Source organism: Kitasatospora sp. NPDC034533, assembly GCF_055575155.1.
On sequence record NZ_JBVITE010000051.1, the window covers coordinates 18,578 to 34,097 of the forward strand.

Here is a 15,520-nt window from a genome sequence, read left to right on the forward strand (position 1 = left end):
CGAACAGGGCCGGGTTGCACCACGTCAAAAAGGTGACAAACCGACTGAATCGGGTGGGGCGCCGACCGCTGCGGCCACCAGGACGTCACACTACCGGCCCGGCCCGGTCACCTCTCGAATCGGTGTCCGGATGCGACCTGGATCACCGTCGGTGCCACCGGGCGGCCGCGGGACGCGCCCCGGGCGGGCCCCGGGTGTGCGCCGGGCGCGCGCGAGGCCTTCACCCGATCTGCTCACCCCAGAGCACCAGCGTGCCGCTCCCGGCGGCCCCCAGGGCCAGCCCGTCGTCCTCCCCCACCGGCCGCAACGCGGTCGCCTGGAGCAGTGTGCCGTCCGCTCGGTAACCGGCGCCGACGATGGCCCGGTGGACCTCCTGGGCCTCGCCGAGGGTCCGGGGCAGCGCGACGAAGCGCTCGGGGCGGCGGGCCAGCACCGCCCGCACCACGTCGAGGCCGCCGCACTCCACCACCGCCGCGTCCGGCTCCGGCAGGCCGCCCAGCACCTCGGGGCCGCTGCCGTACACGGCCTCCACCTCGACGCCGTAGCGGCGGGCGTTGACGGTCAGCCGGGCGCAGGCCGAGCGGGAGCCCTCGACGGCGACGACGGCCGCGCCGAACCGCGCCGCCTCCACCGCGAGGGCGCCGCTACCGGCGCCGACCGACCAGACCAGGTCCCCGGGGCGGGGCCCCAGCCGGGCCAGGACCAGGGCGCGTACGTGAGCGGGCAGTGCCTCCGGCGCGCCCGTCTCGCCCTCCGTGCGCCCGGCGGCCGCGTAGGCATCACCGGGGAGCGCCCAGCCGCGTTCCGCGCCGGGGTAGCCCACCGGGCGCCCGGCGAGCCAGCCGGCCGCCTCGTCCACCGCGGACTGGGCGGCGCCGCCGATCACCAGAACCACGTTGGGGTCGCGCCACACATGGTCGGCGATCCGGTCGGAGGTGAGGACGGTGACGGCCTCGTCCGGGGTGCCGAGGGCCTCGCAGACCACGAAGGTCCGGTGCACCCCGCGCAGCATCAGGGCGAGTTCGATGGGCCCGGCGCCCGGCGCGGTGAGCACCGCGACCTTGGGGTGGGCCCGGCAGATGTTGGCCGCGCGGCGCAGCCGTCCGCCGTGCGCGCTGACCACCTGGGCGTCCTCCCAGGGCATGCCGGCCCGGGCGAAGGCGGCGGCCACCGAGGAGACGGCGGGCAGCACTTCCAGTTCGAGGCCGTACTCGGGGCGGCGCAGGGTGCGCACCACGCCGAAGAAGCCGGGGTCGCCCTCGGCGACCACGACGGCCGCGCCGCGGTGCTCGGCGATCCGGCGTGCGACCTGCCGGATGTTGCCGAGGGCGATCCGCTCGGCGGACTCCGGCACCGGGAGGGCGCTGAGTTGGTAGGGGGCGCCGGCCACCAGGGTCGCCGCGGCGAGCGCCGCGCCGGCGGCCTCGGTCAGCGGTGTGCCGTCCCACCCGATGACCGTGATCCGGTCAGCCATCTGCGGCCGTTCTCCCTCGACTCGGTGCGGCACTCGATCCGCCGTCCTGCGGTGCCGGTGCCGAGGCTACCGGGTGCGATCCCCGGGAACCCGACATCTCGCACACATGTCCGCGCCGGGTGAACAGACCGGTCGTCACGGGCGCGGACAGCCGGGCGGACGGACCGGAGGGAGCCGGGCGGGCTCAGTCGCGCAGCACGTAGCGGTCCTCGCCGTGCCAGCCCGCGTGTTGCGGCTCCGGCGTCTCCAGGTCCTCCGGGAGCAGGCTCCACAGGATCAGGTCACTGCGGCTCTCCGCCCCGGCGCGGCGGCCCGCCGGCTCCCCCGCGGCCGCCTCGCCGGACCCCTCCCTGACTATCCAGGCGCTGCGCAGCACGCCCTCGCTGATGCCACCGACCTTCTGGGCGACCTGCTGGGCGGCGGTGTTCCCGGCGGCGGTGCGCAGCTCCAGGCGCAGGAATCCGCGGTCCTCGAACAGCCACTGGGCGACGCCGAGGACGGCCTCCGGGGCGTAGCCCTCGCCGCGCGCCCAGACGGCGGTGACGTAGGAGATCTCGGTGCTGCGCAGCCGCCAGTCGGTGTTGCGCAGCTCGACCAGGCCGACCAGGCGCTGGGTCAGGTGCTCGGTGACGGCGAAGACGATGCCGCGCCCGGCGGCCCGGTGGGCGGGGGCGAGGGTGCGGACGAGCTCGGTCGCGTACTCCTCGGTGAAGGGCTGCGGGAGGTCCGTCCAGGCGAGCACGAGGTCGTCGGCCATCATCGTGGCCAGGCCGGGGGCGTCGTCCTCCACAAGGGGTCGCAGCAGCAGCCGATCGGTGCTGATGGCGGTCTCGGGGAAGCTCGCTGCCATGCCGTCTCTCCTCGCCGGGTCGTGAACACAACACCGTACGCCTCGGTCGTGCCCCGGGTGCCACGCGGTGCGCCCGCCCGCACGACGGTACGTCAGATCGAACGACGGCGTGTCAGGTGGCGGCCCGGCCGGAGCGTCCCCGGTGCATACTGCCCGACCGGGCCCGCGCCGAGGTGCGGCGGGGCCCGGTCGGGGTCAGGACGTGGTGCGGAGCGCGGCTCAGAAGGCCGGGATGACGGCGCCCTGGAAGGTGTCGTCGATGTACTTCTTGACCTCGGCGGAGTGCAGCAGCTCGGCCAGCTTCTTCACCCGCGGGTCGTTCTCCTTGCCCTTCTTCACGGCCAGGATGTTGGCGTACGGGTTGTTCTCGGCCTTCTCCAGCACCAGGGCGTCGCTGGTCGGCTTCAGACCGGCCTCGATCGCGTAGTTGCCGTTGATGACGGCGGCGTCCAGGTCGGAGACGGAGCGGGGCAGCTGGGCGGCCTCCAGCTCCTTCCACTTGAGGTTCTTCGGGTTGCCCGTGACGTCGGCCGGGGTGGCGGCGGTTCCGGCGCCGTCCTTGAGGGTGATCAGCTTGTTGTCGGCGAGCAGCTTGAGCGCGCGGCCCTCGTTGGTGGCGTCGTTGGGCAGGCCCACGGTGGCGCCGTCCGGCAGGTCGGCGAGCGACTTGACCTTCTTGGAGTAGGCGCCCAGCGGCTCCAGGTGGACGGTCTCGACCGAGACGATGTCGGTCCCGTTCTTCTTGTTGAAGTCCTCCAGGTACGGCACGTGCTGGAAGTAGTTGGCGTCGGCCGAACCGTCCTGCACCGCCGTGTTGGGGGTCACGTAGTCGGTGACCTCCTTGATGTCGAGCTTGAGGCCCGCCTTCTCCGCGAGGTTGTCCTTGACGAACTTCAGGATCTGGCCGTGCGGGGTGGGGGTCGCCGCGATCTTGAGCGGTGCGTTCGGGTCCGAGGAGGAGGACCCGGAGCTGCCGCAGGCGGCGAGCGAGAGGGCGACGCCGGCGGTGGCGAGGATGCTGGTGAACTTCAGGGCGTTGCGCACGAAAAGTGCCTTTCTGCGTGGAACGGGGAGCCGCGTCCGGGGTCGGACGAGGGAGGTCTAGGGGGCGACGAGGTCCTTGTCGGCGGGGGCGGGGGCGGGGGCGGCGGCGCGCTGGCGGGGCAGCAGGCGGGTGCGTCCGCCGCCGCGGCCCCGGCCGGCCAGCCGGCGCACGGCGTAGTCGCCGGCCAGCTGGATCACGGTGACGATGACCGCGATCTCCGCCACGATGATCCACATGAAGGAGGTCTCGAACCGCAGGTAGCCGTACCGGTACGCGAGGTCGCCGAGGCCGCCGCCGCCGACGGTGCCGGCCATCGCCGAGTAGCCGATCAGCGCGATGACCGTGGTGGTGACGGAGGCCACGATGCCGGGCAGCGCCTCGGGGACCAGCACCTTGCGGACCAGCGTCCAGGTGCCGCCGCCCATCGCGTGGACGGCCTCGACCAGCCCGCGGTCGACCTCGCGGACGGAGGTCTCGACCAGCCGCGCGAAGAACGGGATGGCGCCCACGGTCAGCGGCACGGTGGCCGCCTGCCAGCCGAGGGAGTTGCCGGTCACCCAGCGGGTGAAGGAGATCAGCGCGATCATCAGGATGATGAACGGCATCGAGCGCGTGAGGTTCACGACCGCGCCGAGCACCTTGTTGACCGGCTGGTTCTGGAGCACGCCGCCCTTGGAGGTGAGCACCAGCAGCACGCCGAGGGGCAGCCCGAGGAGGACGGTGCAGAGGGTCGACACGCCGACCATCTGGAGGGTCTCCTGGGTGGCGGGCCACATCAGCTCCTGCATCTGGTCCCAGGTCATGCCACCACTCCGTTCGCCGTGCCGATGCCGTTCGAGTCCAGGACGTCCACCTGGAGGCCCTGCTCGCGCAGGTAGCCGATCGGCACCACGTTGTCCTGGTGGCCGCCGGGCAGCTCCACCCGCATCCGGCCGACCATCCGGCCGGCGATGGTCTCCACCGCGGCGCCGAGGATGTTGATGTCGATCTGGTAGGTGCGGGCGAGCTGGGAGACGAACGGCTGGGCCGAGCTGTCGCCCTGGAAGGTGATCTCCAGCACGGTGGACCCGGCCCGGCCGGTGCCGAACTCGCTGAGCGGGAACAGCTCGCGGGCCAGTTCCGAGCCGGGCTCGGCCAGCAGGTCGGTCAGTTCGCCGGACTCGACCACCCGGCCGCCGCGCATCAGGGCGGCGGAGTCGCAGACGGACTTGATGACGTCCATCTCGTGGGTGATCAGCAGGACGGTGAGGCCCAGCTGCTGGTTGAGCTCGCGCAGCAGCTTGAGGATCGAGCGGGTGGTCTCCGGGTCGAGCGCCGAGGTGGCCTCGTCGGAGAGCAGCACCTTGGGGTCGCCGGCGAGTGCCCGGGCGATGCCGACGCGCTGCTTCTGGCCGCCGGAGAGCTGCTGGGGGTAGCTGCGGGCCTTGTCGCCGAGGCCGACCAGGTCGAGCAGTTCGGCGGCCTTGCGGCGGCGCTCGGTGCGGTCCAGTCCGATGATCTCCAGCGGGAGTTCGACGTTCTCCTGGACGGTCCGCGAGGAGAGCAGGTTGAAGTGCTGGAAGACCATGCCGATCCGGCGGCGGGCCTCGCGCAGTTCCTTGCCGGCCCGGTTCTCGCCACCGGGCAGCGCGGTCAGTTCGACCCCGTCCACGGTGACCGTGCCGGAGGTGGGTCGCTCCAGCATGTTCACGCAGCGGATGAGGGTGGACTTGCCGGCACCGCTGGTGCCGACGACGCCGTAGACCTCGCCCGGGCGGACGTGCAGGTCGACGCCGGCGAGGGCGGTCACCTCGCGGCCTCGGGAACGGTAGACCTTCGTCAGGTCCGTGGTGGTGATCACAGCGGCTTTCCGTGGGTCGGGGGCGCGCGGGGCGATTCGGCCGGCCGACCGGCGAACCGTGGTCGGCGGCGGCGTCACGGCGCTGCGCCAGGGGGGTCCGGACCTGTCACCCCGGGAGCGCGACGGCGTGGCCCTGGCGGGTCACGGCGCCCGCGGGTGGGCGGGGACGCCGGGGGGGGACGGGTACGGGAGGTGGGGCGCGCTCGCACGGGCGGGAGCGGCGCCGGAGTCTCGCTTCGGGGCGCGAGGAGGGGGCACCCTCGACGGGGTGCCGGGGGCGATGGCCCTCAGCGGTGACACATTCGACGGCACATGGCACACTCACCTGCCGGCAGCGTGCCGGTGGGGGTCCAGTTCGTCGTCGCAGTCATGTGAACCAGTAAAACAGATGGGCCGAATTCCGCCCAATTCTTTTGGCGTTGCTGTCCGCAATGCGGACATCCGGGGCTGTGACCAGTGCGGATACGTTTCGGCGCCGCCACCGCTGATCCGGATGGCGGCGCCGAGGAGCATGCGGGGCGGCGGGCTCAGGCCGTCGCGGCGAGCGGCGGCGTGGCGTCCTTCTCCAGGTGGACGACGCTCAGCCGGCTGCTGACCTGCTCGATCCGGGTCTGGCGGTACCCCTGCCGGGCGTAGAGGCGCAGGTTGCCGAGGCTGCGGTGGCCGGTGAACAGCCGGTAGGCGCTCACCGGGCCGTCCTGGGCGAGACGCCGCTCCAGGGCGTCCAGCAGCCGGCCGCCGAGGCCGTGGCGCTGCATCCGCGGATGGACGACCAGGCGCCCTATCCGGCCGACGCCGTCGGCACCGATGTGGCCGCGGACGGTGCCGACCACCTCGTCGCCCAGCCGGGCGACCAGGACGTGCTGCTCGGACAGTTCGGCGCGCAGGCTCTCCAGGCTCTGCGTCAGGGGCTCGATCGCCCAGTCGCCGTACAGCTCGGCCTCGGGTTGGTAACCGAGGTACTGGAGCTTGAGGATCTGCTCCGCGTCCTCGGCCTCGGCAGCCGAGATGATCACGCTCATGCCCATGTGGAGGGGCCTCCCCAGTCGTCGTGCCCGGCGCGCAGAGGGTGGCGCGCTCACGCTCAGTATCCGAGCGATCGCGCCACCGTCAAGAGCTGCGTTCGCCAGCGCTCTACCCGGGTGTCAGCTCCGATCAACCTTCGCGGGAGCAGACGTGAGGAGGGTCACCCCTTGCGCCGCACGGGATCCGCCCTGGCCGCCGGGGCTGCGCTCAGGGGTAGCGCTCCGAGTGGAGCAGCACCCGCAGGCAGGCCAGACAGCGGGAACGGGTGGGGCCGATCGAGCCACGGGGCATGCCGAGCCGCTCGGAGAGCTCACGGTAGGTGGGCGGAGGGTCCTCGGCGAGGGCGGCGACCAGCTGCGGGCAGCGGCCGGGCAGGGCGGCGACGGTCTCGCGGACCACGCGGCGGCGCCGGTCGGCGAGGTAGACGTCCTCGGCGGACGGGACGGGTGGGAGGGCGGTGCACACACCGTGCATGACGGACCGGCGCGGGGCCGGTTACGCCCGGGCCGGGGCGCGGACGCCGCAGGGGCGCGGCGGTCGGACCGCCGCGCCCCTCGCGCGCCGTGCCAGGGGTCGGCCCTGACGGGGTGGTTCAGCGCTCGGCCCACTCCTGCTGCCGCGCCAGGTCCGCCTTCACCTCGGCGAGCTGGACCGCGACCGCCGAGGGGGCGGTGCCGCCGCGCCCGTTGCGCGAGGCGATGGCGCCGTGGACGCTGAGCACCGAGCGCACCTCGGGGGTCAGGTGCCCGGAGATCGCGGCGAACTGCTCGTCCGTCAGGTCGGACAGCTCGATGCCCTCGGCCTCGCAGACCTTGACGCAGGCGCCGGCCACCTCGTGCGCGACCCGGAACGGGACGCCCTGCTTGACCAGCCACTCGGCGATGTCGGTGGCGAGCGAGAACCCGGCCGGGGCCAGCTCCTCCAGCCGCTCCCGGTGCACGGTGAGGGTGGCCATCATCCCGGTGAACGCGGGCAGCAGCACCTCCAGCGTGTCGCAGGAGTCGAAGACCGGCTCCTTGTCCTCCTGGAGGTCCCGGTTGTACGCGAGCGGCAGCGCCTTGAGGGTGGCCAGCAGGCCGGTCAGGTTGCCGATCAGCCGGCCGGACTTGCCGCGGGCGAGCTCGGCGATGTCCGGGTTCTTCTTCTGCGGCATGATCGAGGAGCCCGTGGAGAAGGCGTCGTGCAGCGTGATGAAGCCGAACTCCTTGGTGTTCCAGATGATCACCTCCTCCGCGATCCGGGAGAGGTTGATGCCGATCATCGCGGTCACGAAGGCGAACTCGGCGACGAAGTCCCGCGAGGCGGTGCCGTCGATGGAGTTGCCGGCCGAGCCGCCCTCGAAGCCCAGGTCGGCGGCGACGGCCTGGGGGTCGAGGCCGAGCGAGGAGCCGGCCAGCGCCCCGGAGCCGTACGGCGAGACGGCGGTGCGGGCGTCCCACTGCCGCAGCCGCTCGGCGTCCCGGCCGAGGGCCTGCACGTGCGCGAGGACGTGGTGGGCGAAGAGCACCGGCTGGGCGTGCTGGAGGTGGGTGCGGCCCGGCATCGCGGTGTCCGGGTGCGCCTCGGCGAGGCCGACCAGGGCCTCCTGGAGGTCGAGCAGCAGGCCGCCGATGATCTTCGCGTGGTCCCGCAGGTACATCCGGAACAGGGTGGCGATCTGGTCGTTGCGCGAGCGTCCGGCGCGCAGCTTGCCGCCGAGGTCGGGGCCGAGGCGCTCCAGCAGCCCGCGCTCCAGGGCGGTGTGCACGTCCTCGTCGGCGACGGTGCCGGTGAAGGTGCCCGCCTCGACGTCGGCGAGCAGCCGGTCGAGGCCGTCCAGCATGCCGGCCAGCTCCTCGTCGGAGAGCAGGCCGGCCTTGTGCAGCACCCGGGCGTGGGCCTTGGAGCCGGCGATGTCGTACGGGGCGAGGCGCCAGTCGAAGTGGACCGAGGCCGAGAGCCTGGCCAGCGCCTCGGAGGGGCCGTCGGCGAAGCGAGCGCCCCAGAGGCGGACGTCGGCGGACTGCTGGGCGGTCATCGCTGGCTCCTTCACACATGTGCGGTAGATGGCATAAGTATGCACGACACCGTATGGAACACAAAACCCCGGCCGACGGGTCACCGTCGGCCGGGGTTCGAGGGGAGGACTACTGCGCCTTGGCCTGGGCCAGCTGCATGAGGTGGTCGGCGAGCGCCTGGCCGCCGGCCGGGTCGCGGCTGATCAACAGGACGGTGTCGTCGCCGGCGATGGTGCCGATGATCTCGAACACCTCGGCCTGGTCGATCGCCGAGGCCAGGAACTGGGCGGCGCCCGGCGGGGTGCGCAGCACCACCAGGTTGCCGGAGGCCGTCGCGGAGACCATGAGCTCGCCGGCCAGCCGGGCCATCCGGCCCTCGCTGGCCGACTCCCCCATCGGCGCCCGGGGCGTCCGGTCGCCCCCCTCCGCCGGGACGGCGTAGATCAGCGCGCCGTCCCGGTTGCGGATCTTGACCGCACCCAGCTCGTCCAGGTCCCGGGAGAGCGTGGCCTGGGTCACCACGAGTCCGTCGTCGGCGAGCAGCTTGGCGAGCTGGCTCTGCGAACGCACGGGCTGGCGGGTGAGCAGGTCCACGATCCGCCGGTGGCGCGCGGTGCGGGTCTGGGGGACCTGCGGCGTCGCGCCGGTGGCGGATGCGCCGGGGTTGGATTCGGTCATGTGGTCATTCTCCCGGACGGCGGTCAGCTCGCATCGGCCGGGGCGCCCTCGCGCACCGTCCGGAGGATGCCGGGCAGGGCGGCCAGGAAGGCGTCCGCCTCCTGCTCGGTGATCACCAGCGGCGGGACCAGCCGCACGGCGTCCGGGACGGCGGCGTTGACCAGGAAGCCGGCCTCCTGGGCGGCGGCCTGGATCTTGTCCGAGACCGGCTCGGTGAGCACGATGCCGAGCAGCAGGCCGGCGCCGCGCACGTGCGAGACCAGCGGGTCGCCGATCGCCTCGATGCCGGTGCGCAGCCGGTCGCCGATCTTGCGGACGTGGTCCAGCAGGCCCTCGGAGGCGATGGTGTCCAGCACCGCGAGGCCGGCCGCGGCGGCCACCGGGTTGCCGCCGAAGGTGGTGCCGTGCTGGCCCGGGGTGAGCAGGTCGGCGGCCTCGCCGAAGGCCAGTACGGCGCCCATCGGCAGGCCGCCGCCGAGCGCCTTGGCGAGGGTGACGACGTCCGGCTCGACGCCCTCGTGGGCCTGGTGGGCGAACCAGTGGCCGGTGCGGCCGACGCCGGTCTGGACCTCGTCCAGGACCAGCAGGGTGCCGGTGGCCCGGGTGATCTCGCGGGCCTCCTCCAGGTAGCCGTCGGGCAGCGGGATCGCGCCGTTCTCGCCCTGGACGGGCTCCAGGAAGACGGCGGCGGTCTCGGTGGTGACGGCCGCGCGCAGCGCCTCGATGTCGCCGAACGGGACGTGGGTGACGTCGCCGGGCAGCGGCAGGAACGGGTTGCGCTTGCCGGGCTGGCCGGTGAGCGCCAGGGCGCCCATGGTCCGGCCGTGGAAGCCGCCCTGGAGGGCCACCACGTGGGTGCGGCCGGTGCGCCGGGCGATCTTGAAGGCGGTCTCGTTGGCCTCGGCGCCGGAGTTGCAGAAGAACACCCGGCCGCCCTCGCGGCCGTCCAGCTCCAGCAGCCGCTCGGCGAGGGCGATGGTGGGCTCGGCCATGAAGAGGTTGGAGACGTGGCCGAGGGTGGCGATCTGCCTGCCGACCGCCTCGACGATCGCCGGGTGGGCGGTGCCCAGGGCGTTGACGGCGATGCCGCCGACCAGGTCGGTGTACTCCTTGCCGTCGGCGTCCCAGAGCTTGCAGCCCTCGCCGCGCACCAGCGGGAGGCGGGGGGTGCCGTAGTTGTCGGTGAAGGAGTGCTGCCAGCGCTCGGTGAGCTGCTCGTTGCGGGTCATGCCAGTCCCCCGGTCACGGTCGGTTCGTCGCCCGGCACGACCATCGTGCCGATGCCCTCGTCGGTGAAGATCTCCAGCAACAGGCTGTGCGGGACCCGGCCGTCCAGCACCCGGGCGGTGCCCACGCCGGAGCGGACGGCGCGCAGGCAGCCCTCCATCTTGGGCAGCATGCCGCTGGCCAGGCCGGGCAGCAGCTTCTCCAGCTCGCTCGCGGTGAGCTGGCTGATCACGTCGTCGGAGTTCGGCCAGTCCTTGTAGAGGCCCTCGACGTCGGTGAGGACGACGAGCATCTCGGCGCCGAGGGCGACCGCCAGGGCGGCGGCGGCGGTGTCGGCGTTGATGTTGTAGACGTGGCCGTCGGCGCCGCGGGCGATCGAGGAGATGACCGGGATGCGGCCGTCGGCGATCAGCGCCTTCACCGCGCCGGCCTCGATGTTGACGATGTCGCCGACCAGGCCGATGTCGACCTGCTCGCCGTCCACCACCGCGTAGCGCTTGACGGCCGTCATGGTGTGGGCGTCCTCGCCGGTCATGCCGACCGCGAACGGCCCGTGCTCGTTGAGCAGGCCGACCAGCTCGCGCTGGACCTGGCCGGCCAGCACCATCCGGACCACGTCCATGGTCTCCGGGGTGGTCACCCGCAGGCCGTTGGTGAAGCTGGACTCCAGGCCCAGCTTGTCGAGCTGGGCGCTGATCTGGGGGCCGCCGCCGTGCACCACGACGGGGTGCAGACCGGCGTAGCGCAGGAAGACGACGTCCTGGGCGAAGGCGGACTTGAGCTCGTCGTCCACCATGGCGTTGCCGCCGAACTTGATCACGACGGTCTTGCCGTGGAAGCGCTCCAGCCACGGCAGCGCCTCGATCAGCGTCATGGCCTTGGGCAACGCGGTGTTGTTGCGGGCCTGTTCGCCCTTGGGTGCGATCTGCACGTTCCGTGTCCTTGTCGGATCAGTCGGATCAGGTGGAGTAGGCGCTGTTCTCGTGCACGTAGTCGGCCGTCAGGTCGTTGGTCCACAGCGTGGCCCCCGCCATACCGGCGTTGAGGTTCGCGGTGATGACCACCTCGCGGCCCTTCATGTCCACCAGGTCGCGGTCCTCGCCGACGCCGCCGGCCTTGCAGACCCAGACGCCGTTGATGGCGACGTCCAGCTCGTTCGGGTCGAAGGCGGCGGAGGTGGTGCCGATCGCGGCCAGCACCCGGCCCCAGTTGGGGTCCTCGCCGTGGATGGCGCACTTCAGCAGGTTGTTGCGGCTGATCGTGCGGGCGACCTCGACCGCCTCGTCCTCGGTGGCGGCGCCGGTGACGTCGATCCGGATCTCCTTGCTCGCGCCCTCGGCGTCGCCGATCAGCTGACGGGCCAGGTCGCCGCTGACCGTGCGGACGGCCTCGGCGAACTCGGCCCGTTCCGGGGTGACGCCGGAGGCGGCGGAGGCGAGCAGCAGGACGGTGTCGTTGGTCGACATGCAGCCGTCGGAGTCGATCCGGTCGAAGGTGGTGCGGGTGGCGCCGCGCAGCGCGGCGTCCAGGGCGGCGGCGTCCACGTCGGCGTCGGTGGTGAGGACGACCAGCATGGTGGCGAGGCTGGGGGCGAGCATGCCCGCGCCCTTGGCCATGCCGCCGACCGTCCAGCCGGCCGGGCTGGTGTACTGGGCGGTCTTGTGCACGGTGTCGGTGGTCTTGATGGCGATCGCGGCGGCCTCGCCGCCGGCCCCGCTGAGCTCGCCCGCGGCCAGCTCGATCCCGGGCAGCAGCAGGTCCATCGGCAGCCGGACGCCGATCAGGCCGGTGGAGGCGACGGCGACCTCGCCCGCGTTGAGGCCCAGTTCCGCGGCGGCCTTCTCGGCGGTGGCGTGGGTGTCCTGGAAGCCGAGCGGGCCGGTGCAGGCGTTGGCCCCACCGGAGTTGAGGACGACGGCGGAGACCCGCCCGCCCTTGAGCACCTGCTCGGACCAGAGCACCGGCGCGGCCTTGACCCGGTTGGCGGTGAACACGCCGGCCGCGGCGAGCGAGGGGCCGTCGTTGACCACCAGGGCCAGGTCGGGGTTGCCGGAGGCCTTGAGGCCGGCCGTCACCCCGGCGGCGCGGAAGCCCTTGGCGGCGGTCACGCCGACGTTGTCGGTCCGGCTCACGGTGCGACTCCGTTCACGGGCAGGCCGAGCTCCTCGGGCAGGCCCAGGGCGAGGTTCATGCTCTGCACCGCTCCGCCGGCGGTGCCCTTGACCAGGTTGTCGATCGCGCTGATCGCGATGATCCGCCCGGCGGTGGTGTCCAGGGCGACCTGGACCAGGGCGGTGTTGGCGCCGTAGACGCTGCTGGTCTGCGGCCACTGCCCCTCGGGCAGCAGGTGGACGAAGGGCTCGTCCGCGAACGCCTCGGTGTAGGCGGCGCGCAGGCTCTGGGCCGTCACCCCGGGCTTGGCCTTGGCCGAGCAGGTGGCGAGGATGCCGCGCGGCATCGGGACGAGGGTGGGGGTGAAGGAGACGGTGACGGCCTCGCCCGCGAGCGGGGTGAGGTTCTGCACCATCTCCGGGGTGTGCCGGTGGACGCCGCCGACGCCGTACGGGCTGACGCTGCCCATCACCTCGCTGCCCAGCAGGTGGGGCTTGGCGGCCTTGCCGGCGCCGGAGGTGCCGGAGGCGGCGACCACCACGGCCTCCGGCTCGGCGAGCTGCGCGGCGTACGCGGGGAACAGCGCCAGGGAGACGGCCGTCGGGTAGCAGCCCGGCACGGCGATCCGGTTGCTGCCCTTCAACGCGTCGCGGTGGCCGGGGAGTTCGGGCAGGCCGTAGGGCCAGGTGCCGGCGTGCGCGGAGCCGTAGAACTGCTCCCAGTCGGTGGCGGCCTTGAGCCGGAAGTCGGCGCCGCAGTCGATCACCAGGACGTTCGGGCCGAGTTCCTCGGCGACGGCGGCGGACTGGCCGTGCGGCAGCGCCAGGAACACCACGTCGTGGTCGGCCAGCACCTCGGCGGTGGTGGGCTCCAGGACGCGGTCGGCGAGCGGGAGGAGGTGCGGCTGGAGCGCGCCCAGCCTGGTGCCCGCGTTCGAGCCGCCGGTCAGCGCCCCGATCTCCACCTCCGGGTGGCCGAGCAGCAGGCGCAGCACCTCGCCGCCCGCGTATCCGCTCGCGCCGGCGACGGCGACTCGCAATGCCATGGCGTTCCTCCTTAGTCTTGGCATGAATATACGCGCGGTAGAAAATTCATGCAAGGAGTTCGCGGTCGGCTCCCGGCGGGGGCGGGATGGCGGGTGGCGGGGCGTCCCGGCCGGGAGCGGGGCGTGCCCGGTCAGCGCTTGACGGCCCGCAGCACCACGAACTTCGGGTTCCCGGCGACCAGCCGGCAGTTGCCGAAGAGCCGGCGCAGCTTGACGTGATAGCCGAGGTGGCGGTTGCCGACCACCCAGAGCTCCCCGCCGGGCCGCAGCGCCCGCTTGGCGCCGGTGAACATCCGCCAGGCGGTCGCGTCGGTGGTCGCCTGGTGGGAGTGGAACGGCGGGTTGTTGAGCACCAGGTCCACCGAACCGGGGGCGACCACGTCCGCCGCCAGGGCGTCGGCGGTCAGGAACTCGGCCGGGGCGTCCGGGCCCAGGTTGGCGCGGAAGGTCTCCTCCGCGGAGGCCACCGCCTGGTACGACTCGTCCACGAACACCAGCTCCGCGCCGGGCCCGGCCAGCGCGGCGGCCGTACCGACCACGCCGTTGCCGCAGCCGAGGTCCACCACCCGGGCGCCGGGAGCGGGGGTGGGCAGGTGGGCCAGGAAGAAGCGGGTGCCGATGTCGAGCCGGTCCGCGCAGAAGGTGCCCGCGTGGTTGACCACCGTGCGGCCGGAGACGGCGCCGACGTCCGCCGGCAGCGCGTAGCGGTGCGGCCACGGGTTGGGGCCGGCGGTGAGCGCCGGGTCGGGGGTGCAGAAGACCAGCCGGGCCTTGCGGACGGCCAGCGAGGTACGGGTCGGGCCGAGGATCCGCTCGAACAGCCGGAGGGTCGAGGTGTGGATCTCGGTCACCATGCCGGTGCCGACCACCACGGTGCCGGCGTGGAGGGCCGGGGCGAGCCGGTGCAGCTGGTCCTCCAGCAGCGCCAGGCTCTTGGGGACGCGCACCAGCAGCACGTCGATCCGCTCCGGCGGGGCGTCCCGGGTGGTGCGCAGCCGCTCCTCGTCGACCTCGGCGCCGGCCCGGGCCAGGTTGGCCAGGGTCGCCTGCCGGCCGAGGTGGGAGTCGGTGATCTGGATCGGCCGGTGCCCGGCGAGCGCGGTGGTCAGCGCGCCCCAGCGGTCGCCGAGGACGGCCACCGTACGGCCCGCCAGCTCCGTCGCGGCGCCGGCCGCGCTGTCCGTCTCCCCCGCGAGGTGGCGCAGCAGGTACTCGTCGGCGGCGTCCCAGGCCCGCAGCCGCTCGCGCGGGTCCGCGGGGAAGCGGGTGAGCTCGAAGGTGCCCCACGGGGTGGCGAAGGAGGTGTCCGCCGGGGTCCCGGCGCGCGTGGTCTGGGGATTCATCGTGTTCTCAGGCTATCGGACGGCTCCCGGCGGCGATTACGGACGGATACTGGAAGGGCCCGACCGAGAGGGGTGAGGGCGATGGAGTGGAAACTCGAAGTCGTGGTGGTCCCGGTGTCGGACGTGGACCGCGCGAAGCTCTTCTACGAGGAGCAGGCCGGGTTCACCGTCGACCACGACACCCGGGTGCGGGACGGGATCCGCGTCGTCCAGCTGACTCCGCCCGGCTCGCCGTGCTCGATCGTGGTCGGCAAGGACGTGATCGACGCCCCGCCCGGGTCGGTCAAGGGGCTCCAGCTGGTGGTGCCGGACATCGAGAAGGCGCACGCCGAACTGACCGCACGGGGCGTGGAGGTCAGCCCCGTCCAGCACTTCGTGGCCGGGGGCCGGGTGGACGGGCACGGCGAGGCGTGGAACAACTTCGTGTTCTTCAACGACCCGGACGGCAACGGCTGGGCGGTGCAGGAGGCGCCGTCCACCGTTTCGGTAGGCTCCGGGAATGGCTGAACACGAGGGAAGCGTGCGGGTGGACAGCTGGATCTGGTCGGTCCGGCTGGTCAAGACGCGGGCGCTGGCGGCGGCCGCCTGCCGCGCCGGGCACGTCCGGGTGAACGGCGAGCGGGCCAAGCCCGCGCAGGCGCTGAGGCCCGGGGACGAGGTCCGGGTCCGCGAGGAGGGGTACGAGCGGGTCGTGGTGGTGCGGCAGCTGATCCGCAAGCGGGTCGGCGCCGCGGCGGCCGCGGAGTGCCTGGTCGACAACAGCCCGCCGCGGCCGCCGCGCGAGTTCGTCGCGGCGGCCGGGCTGCGGGACCGCGGGACCGGGCGGCCGACCAAGCGGGACCGCCGCGAGCTGGACCAGCTGCGCGGGCAGCACTGAGCGTCG

Annotated in this window: 16 protein-coding genes; 2 read left to right on the forward strand and 14 right to left on the reverse strand. The window is 73.2% G+C overall.

The window, feature by feature from the left end; all coding sequences use genetic code 11:
* Window positions 1-220: 220 nt before the first annotated feature.
* The 14 genes from cbiE to ACZ55U_RS28635 all read right to left on the reverse strand — a co-directional run bounded on the left by cbiE (window position 221) and on the right by ACZ55U_RS28635 (window position 14,637).
* Entirely contained in the window at window positions 221-1,474 is a 1,254-nt protein-coding gene (gene cbiE, locus ACZ55U_RS28570) for a precorrin-6y C5,15-methyltransferase (decarboxylating) subunit CbiE (protein ID WP_465530461.1), read from the reverse strand.
* A 184-nt stretch (window positions 1,475-1,658) separates the two neighbouring features.
* The gene (locus tag ACZ55U_RS28575; RefSeq protein WP_465530463.1) at window positions 1,659-2,324 is read right to left on the reverse strand and encodes a GNAT family N-acetyltransferase; all 666 of its coding nucleotides are present in this window, start codon (window positions 2,322-2,324) and stop codon (window positions 1,659-1,661) included.
* A gap of 219 nt (window positions 2,325-2,543) precedes the next feature.
* Window positions 2,544-3,368, reverse strand: a complete 825-nt coding sequence (locus ACZ55U_RS28580; protein WP_465530465.1) for a MetQ/NlpA family ABC transporter substrate-binding protein — start codon at window positions 3,366-3,368, stop codon at window positions 2,544-2,546.
* Between the two features lie 57 nt (window positions 3,369-3,425).
* A complete protein-coding gene (locus ACZ55U_RS28585; protein ID WP_465530467.1) occupies window positions 3,426-4,172 on the reverse strand; it encodes a methionine ABC transporter permease in 747 nt (248 codons plus the stop codon).
* On the reverse strand, window positions 4,169-5,209 hold the full coding sequence (locus tag ACZ55U_RS28590) for a methionine ABC transporter ATP-binding protein (protein ID WP_465530469.1): 1,041 nt from the start codon (window positions 5,207-5,209) through the stop codon (window positions 4,169-4,171). The genes ACZ55U_RS28585 and ACZ55U_RS28590 overlap by 4 nt, the downstream gene beginning before the upstream one ends.
* 527 nt (window positions 5,210-5,736) lie before the next feature.
* On the reverse strand, window positions 5,737-6,237 hold the full coding sequence (locus ACZ55U_RS28595) for a GNAT family N-acetyltransferase (RefSeq protein ID WP_465530471.1): 501 nt from the start codon (window positions 6,235-6,237) through the stop codon (window positions 5,737-5,739).
* A 205-nt stretch (window positions 6,238-6,442) separates the two neighbouring features.
* On the reverse strand, window positions 6,443-6,700 hold the full coding sequence (locus ACZ55U_RS28600; RefSeq protein ID WP_465530473.1) for an RNA polymerase sigma factor: 258 nt from the start codon (window positions 6,698-6,700) through the stop codon (window positions 6,443-6,445).
* 127 nt (window positions 6,701-6,827) lie between these two features.
* The gene (gene argH, locus ACZ55U_RS28605) at window positions 6,828-8,252 is read right to left on the reverse strand and encodes an argininosuccinate lyase (RefSeq protein ID WP_465530475.1); all 1,425 of its coding nucleotides are present in this window, start codon (window positions 8,250-8,252) and stop codon (window positions 6,828-6,830) included.
* 109 nt (window positions 8,253-8,361) lie between these two features.
* Window positions 8,362-8,910 (reverse strand): arginine repressor, encoded by a 549-nt coding sequence (locus tag ACZ55U_RS28610; RefSeq protein WP_465530477.1) that lies wholly within the window; start codon window positions 8,908-8,910, stop codon window positions 8,362-8,364.
* A gap of 23 nt (window positions 8,911-8,933) precedes the next feature.
* Window positions 8,934-10,139 carry an acetylornithine transaminase gene (locus tag ACZ55U_RS28615; RefSeq protein ID WP_465530478.1) on the reverse strand — a complete coding sequence of 402 codons (1,206 nt, stop codon included), beginning with the start codon at window positions 10,137-10,139 and terminating at the stop codon, window positions 8,934-8,936.
* Window positions 10,136-11,011 carry an acetylglutamate kinase gene (gene argB / locus ACZ55U_RS28620; RefSeq protein WP_465530544.1) on the reverse strand — a complete coding sequence of 292 codons (876 nt, stop codon included), beginning with the start codon at window positions 11,009-11,011 and terminating at the stop codon, window positions 10,136-10,138. The genes ACZ55U_RS28615 and argB overlap by 4 nt, the downstream gene beginning before the upstream one ends.
* Before the next feature lie 85 nt (window positions 11,012-11,096).
* Window positions 11,097-12,269 carry a bifunctional glutamate N-acetyltransferase/amino-acid acetyltransferase ArgJ gene (gene argJ, locus ACZ55U_RS28625; protein ID WP_465530480.1) on the reverse strand — a complete coding sequence of 391 codons (1,173 nt, stop codon included), beginning with the start codon at window positions 12,267-12,269 and terminating at the stop codon, window positions 11,097-11,099.
* Window positions 12,266-13,294 (reverse strand): N-acetyl-gamma-glutamyl-phosphate reductase, encoded by a 1,029-nt coding sequence (argC, locus tag ACZ55U_RS28630; RefSeq protein WP_465530482.1) that lies wholly within the window; start codon window positions 13,292-13,294, stop codon window positions 12,266-12,268. Before argC ends, argJ begins: the two co-directional genes overlap by 4 nt.
* Before the next feature lie 131 nt (window positions 13,295-13,425).
* Window positions 13,426-14,637, reverse strand: a complete 1,212-nt coding sequence (locus ACZ55U_RS28635) for a methyltransferase (RefSeq protein WP_465530484.1) — start codon at window positions 14,635-14,637, stop codon at window positions 13,426-13,428.
* 81 nt (window positions 14,638-14,718) lie between these two features.
* Here ACZ55U_RS28635 and ACZ55U_RS28640 point away from each other — a divergent pair, with 81 nt between their 5' ends.
* Together ACZ55U_RS28640 and ACZ55U_RS28645 are read left to right on the forward strand one after the other, a co-directional pair.
* Complete coding sequence (locus ACZ55U_RS28640; RefSeq protein ID WP_465530486.1) at window positions 14,719-15,144, forward strand: VOC family protein; 426 nt, start codon at window positions 14,719-14,721, stop codon at window positions 15,142-15,144.
* Window positions 15,137-15,514 carry an RNA-binding S4 domain-containing protein gene (locus tag ACZ55U_RS28645; RefSeq protein ID WP_465530488.1) on the forward strand — a complete coding sequence of 126 codons (378 nt, stop codon included), beginning with the start codon at window positions 15,137-15,139 and terminating at the stop codon, window positions 15,512-15,514. The genes ACZ55U_RS28640 and ACZ55U_RS28645 overlap by 8 nt, the downstream gene beginning before the upstream one ends.
* Window positions 15,515-15,520 lie beyond the last annotated feature (6 nt).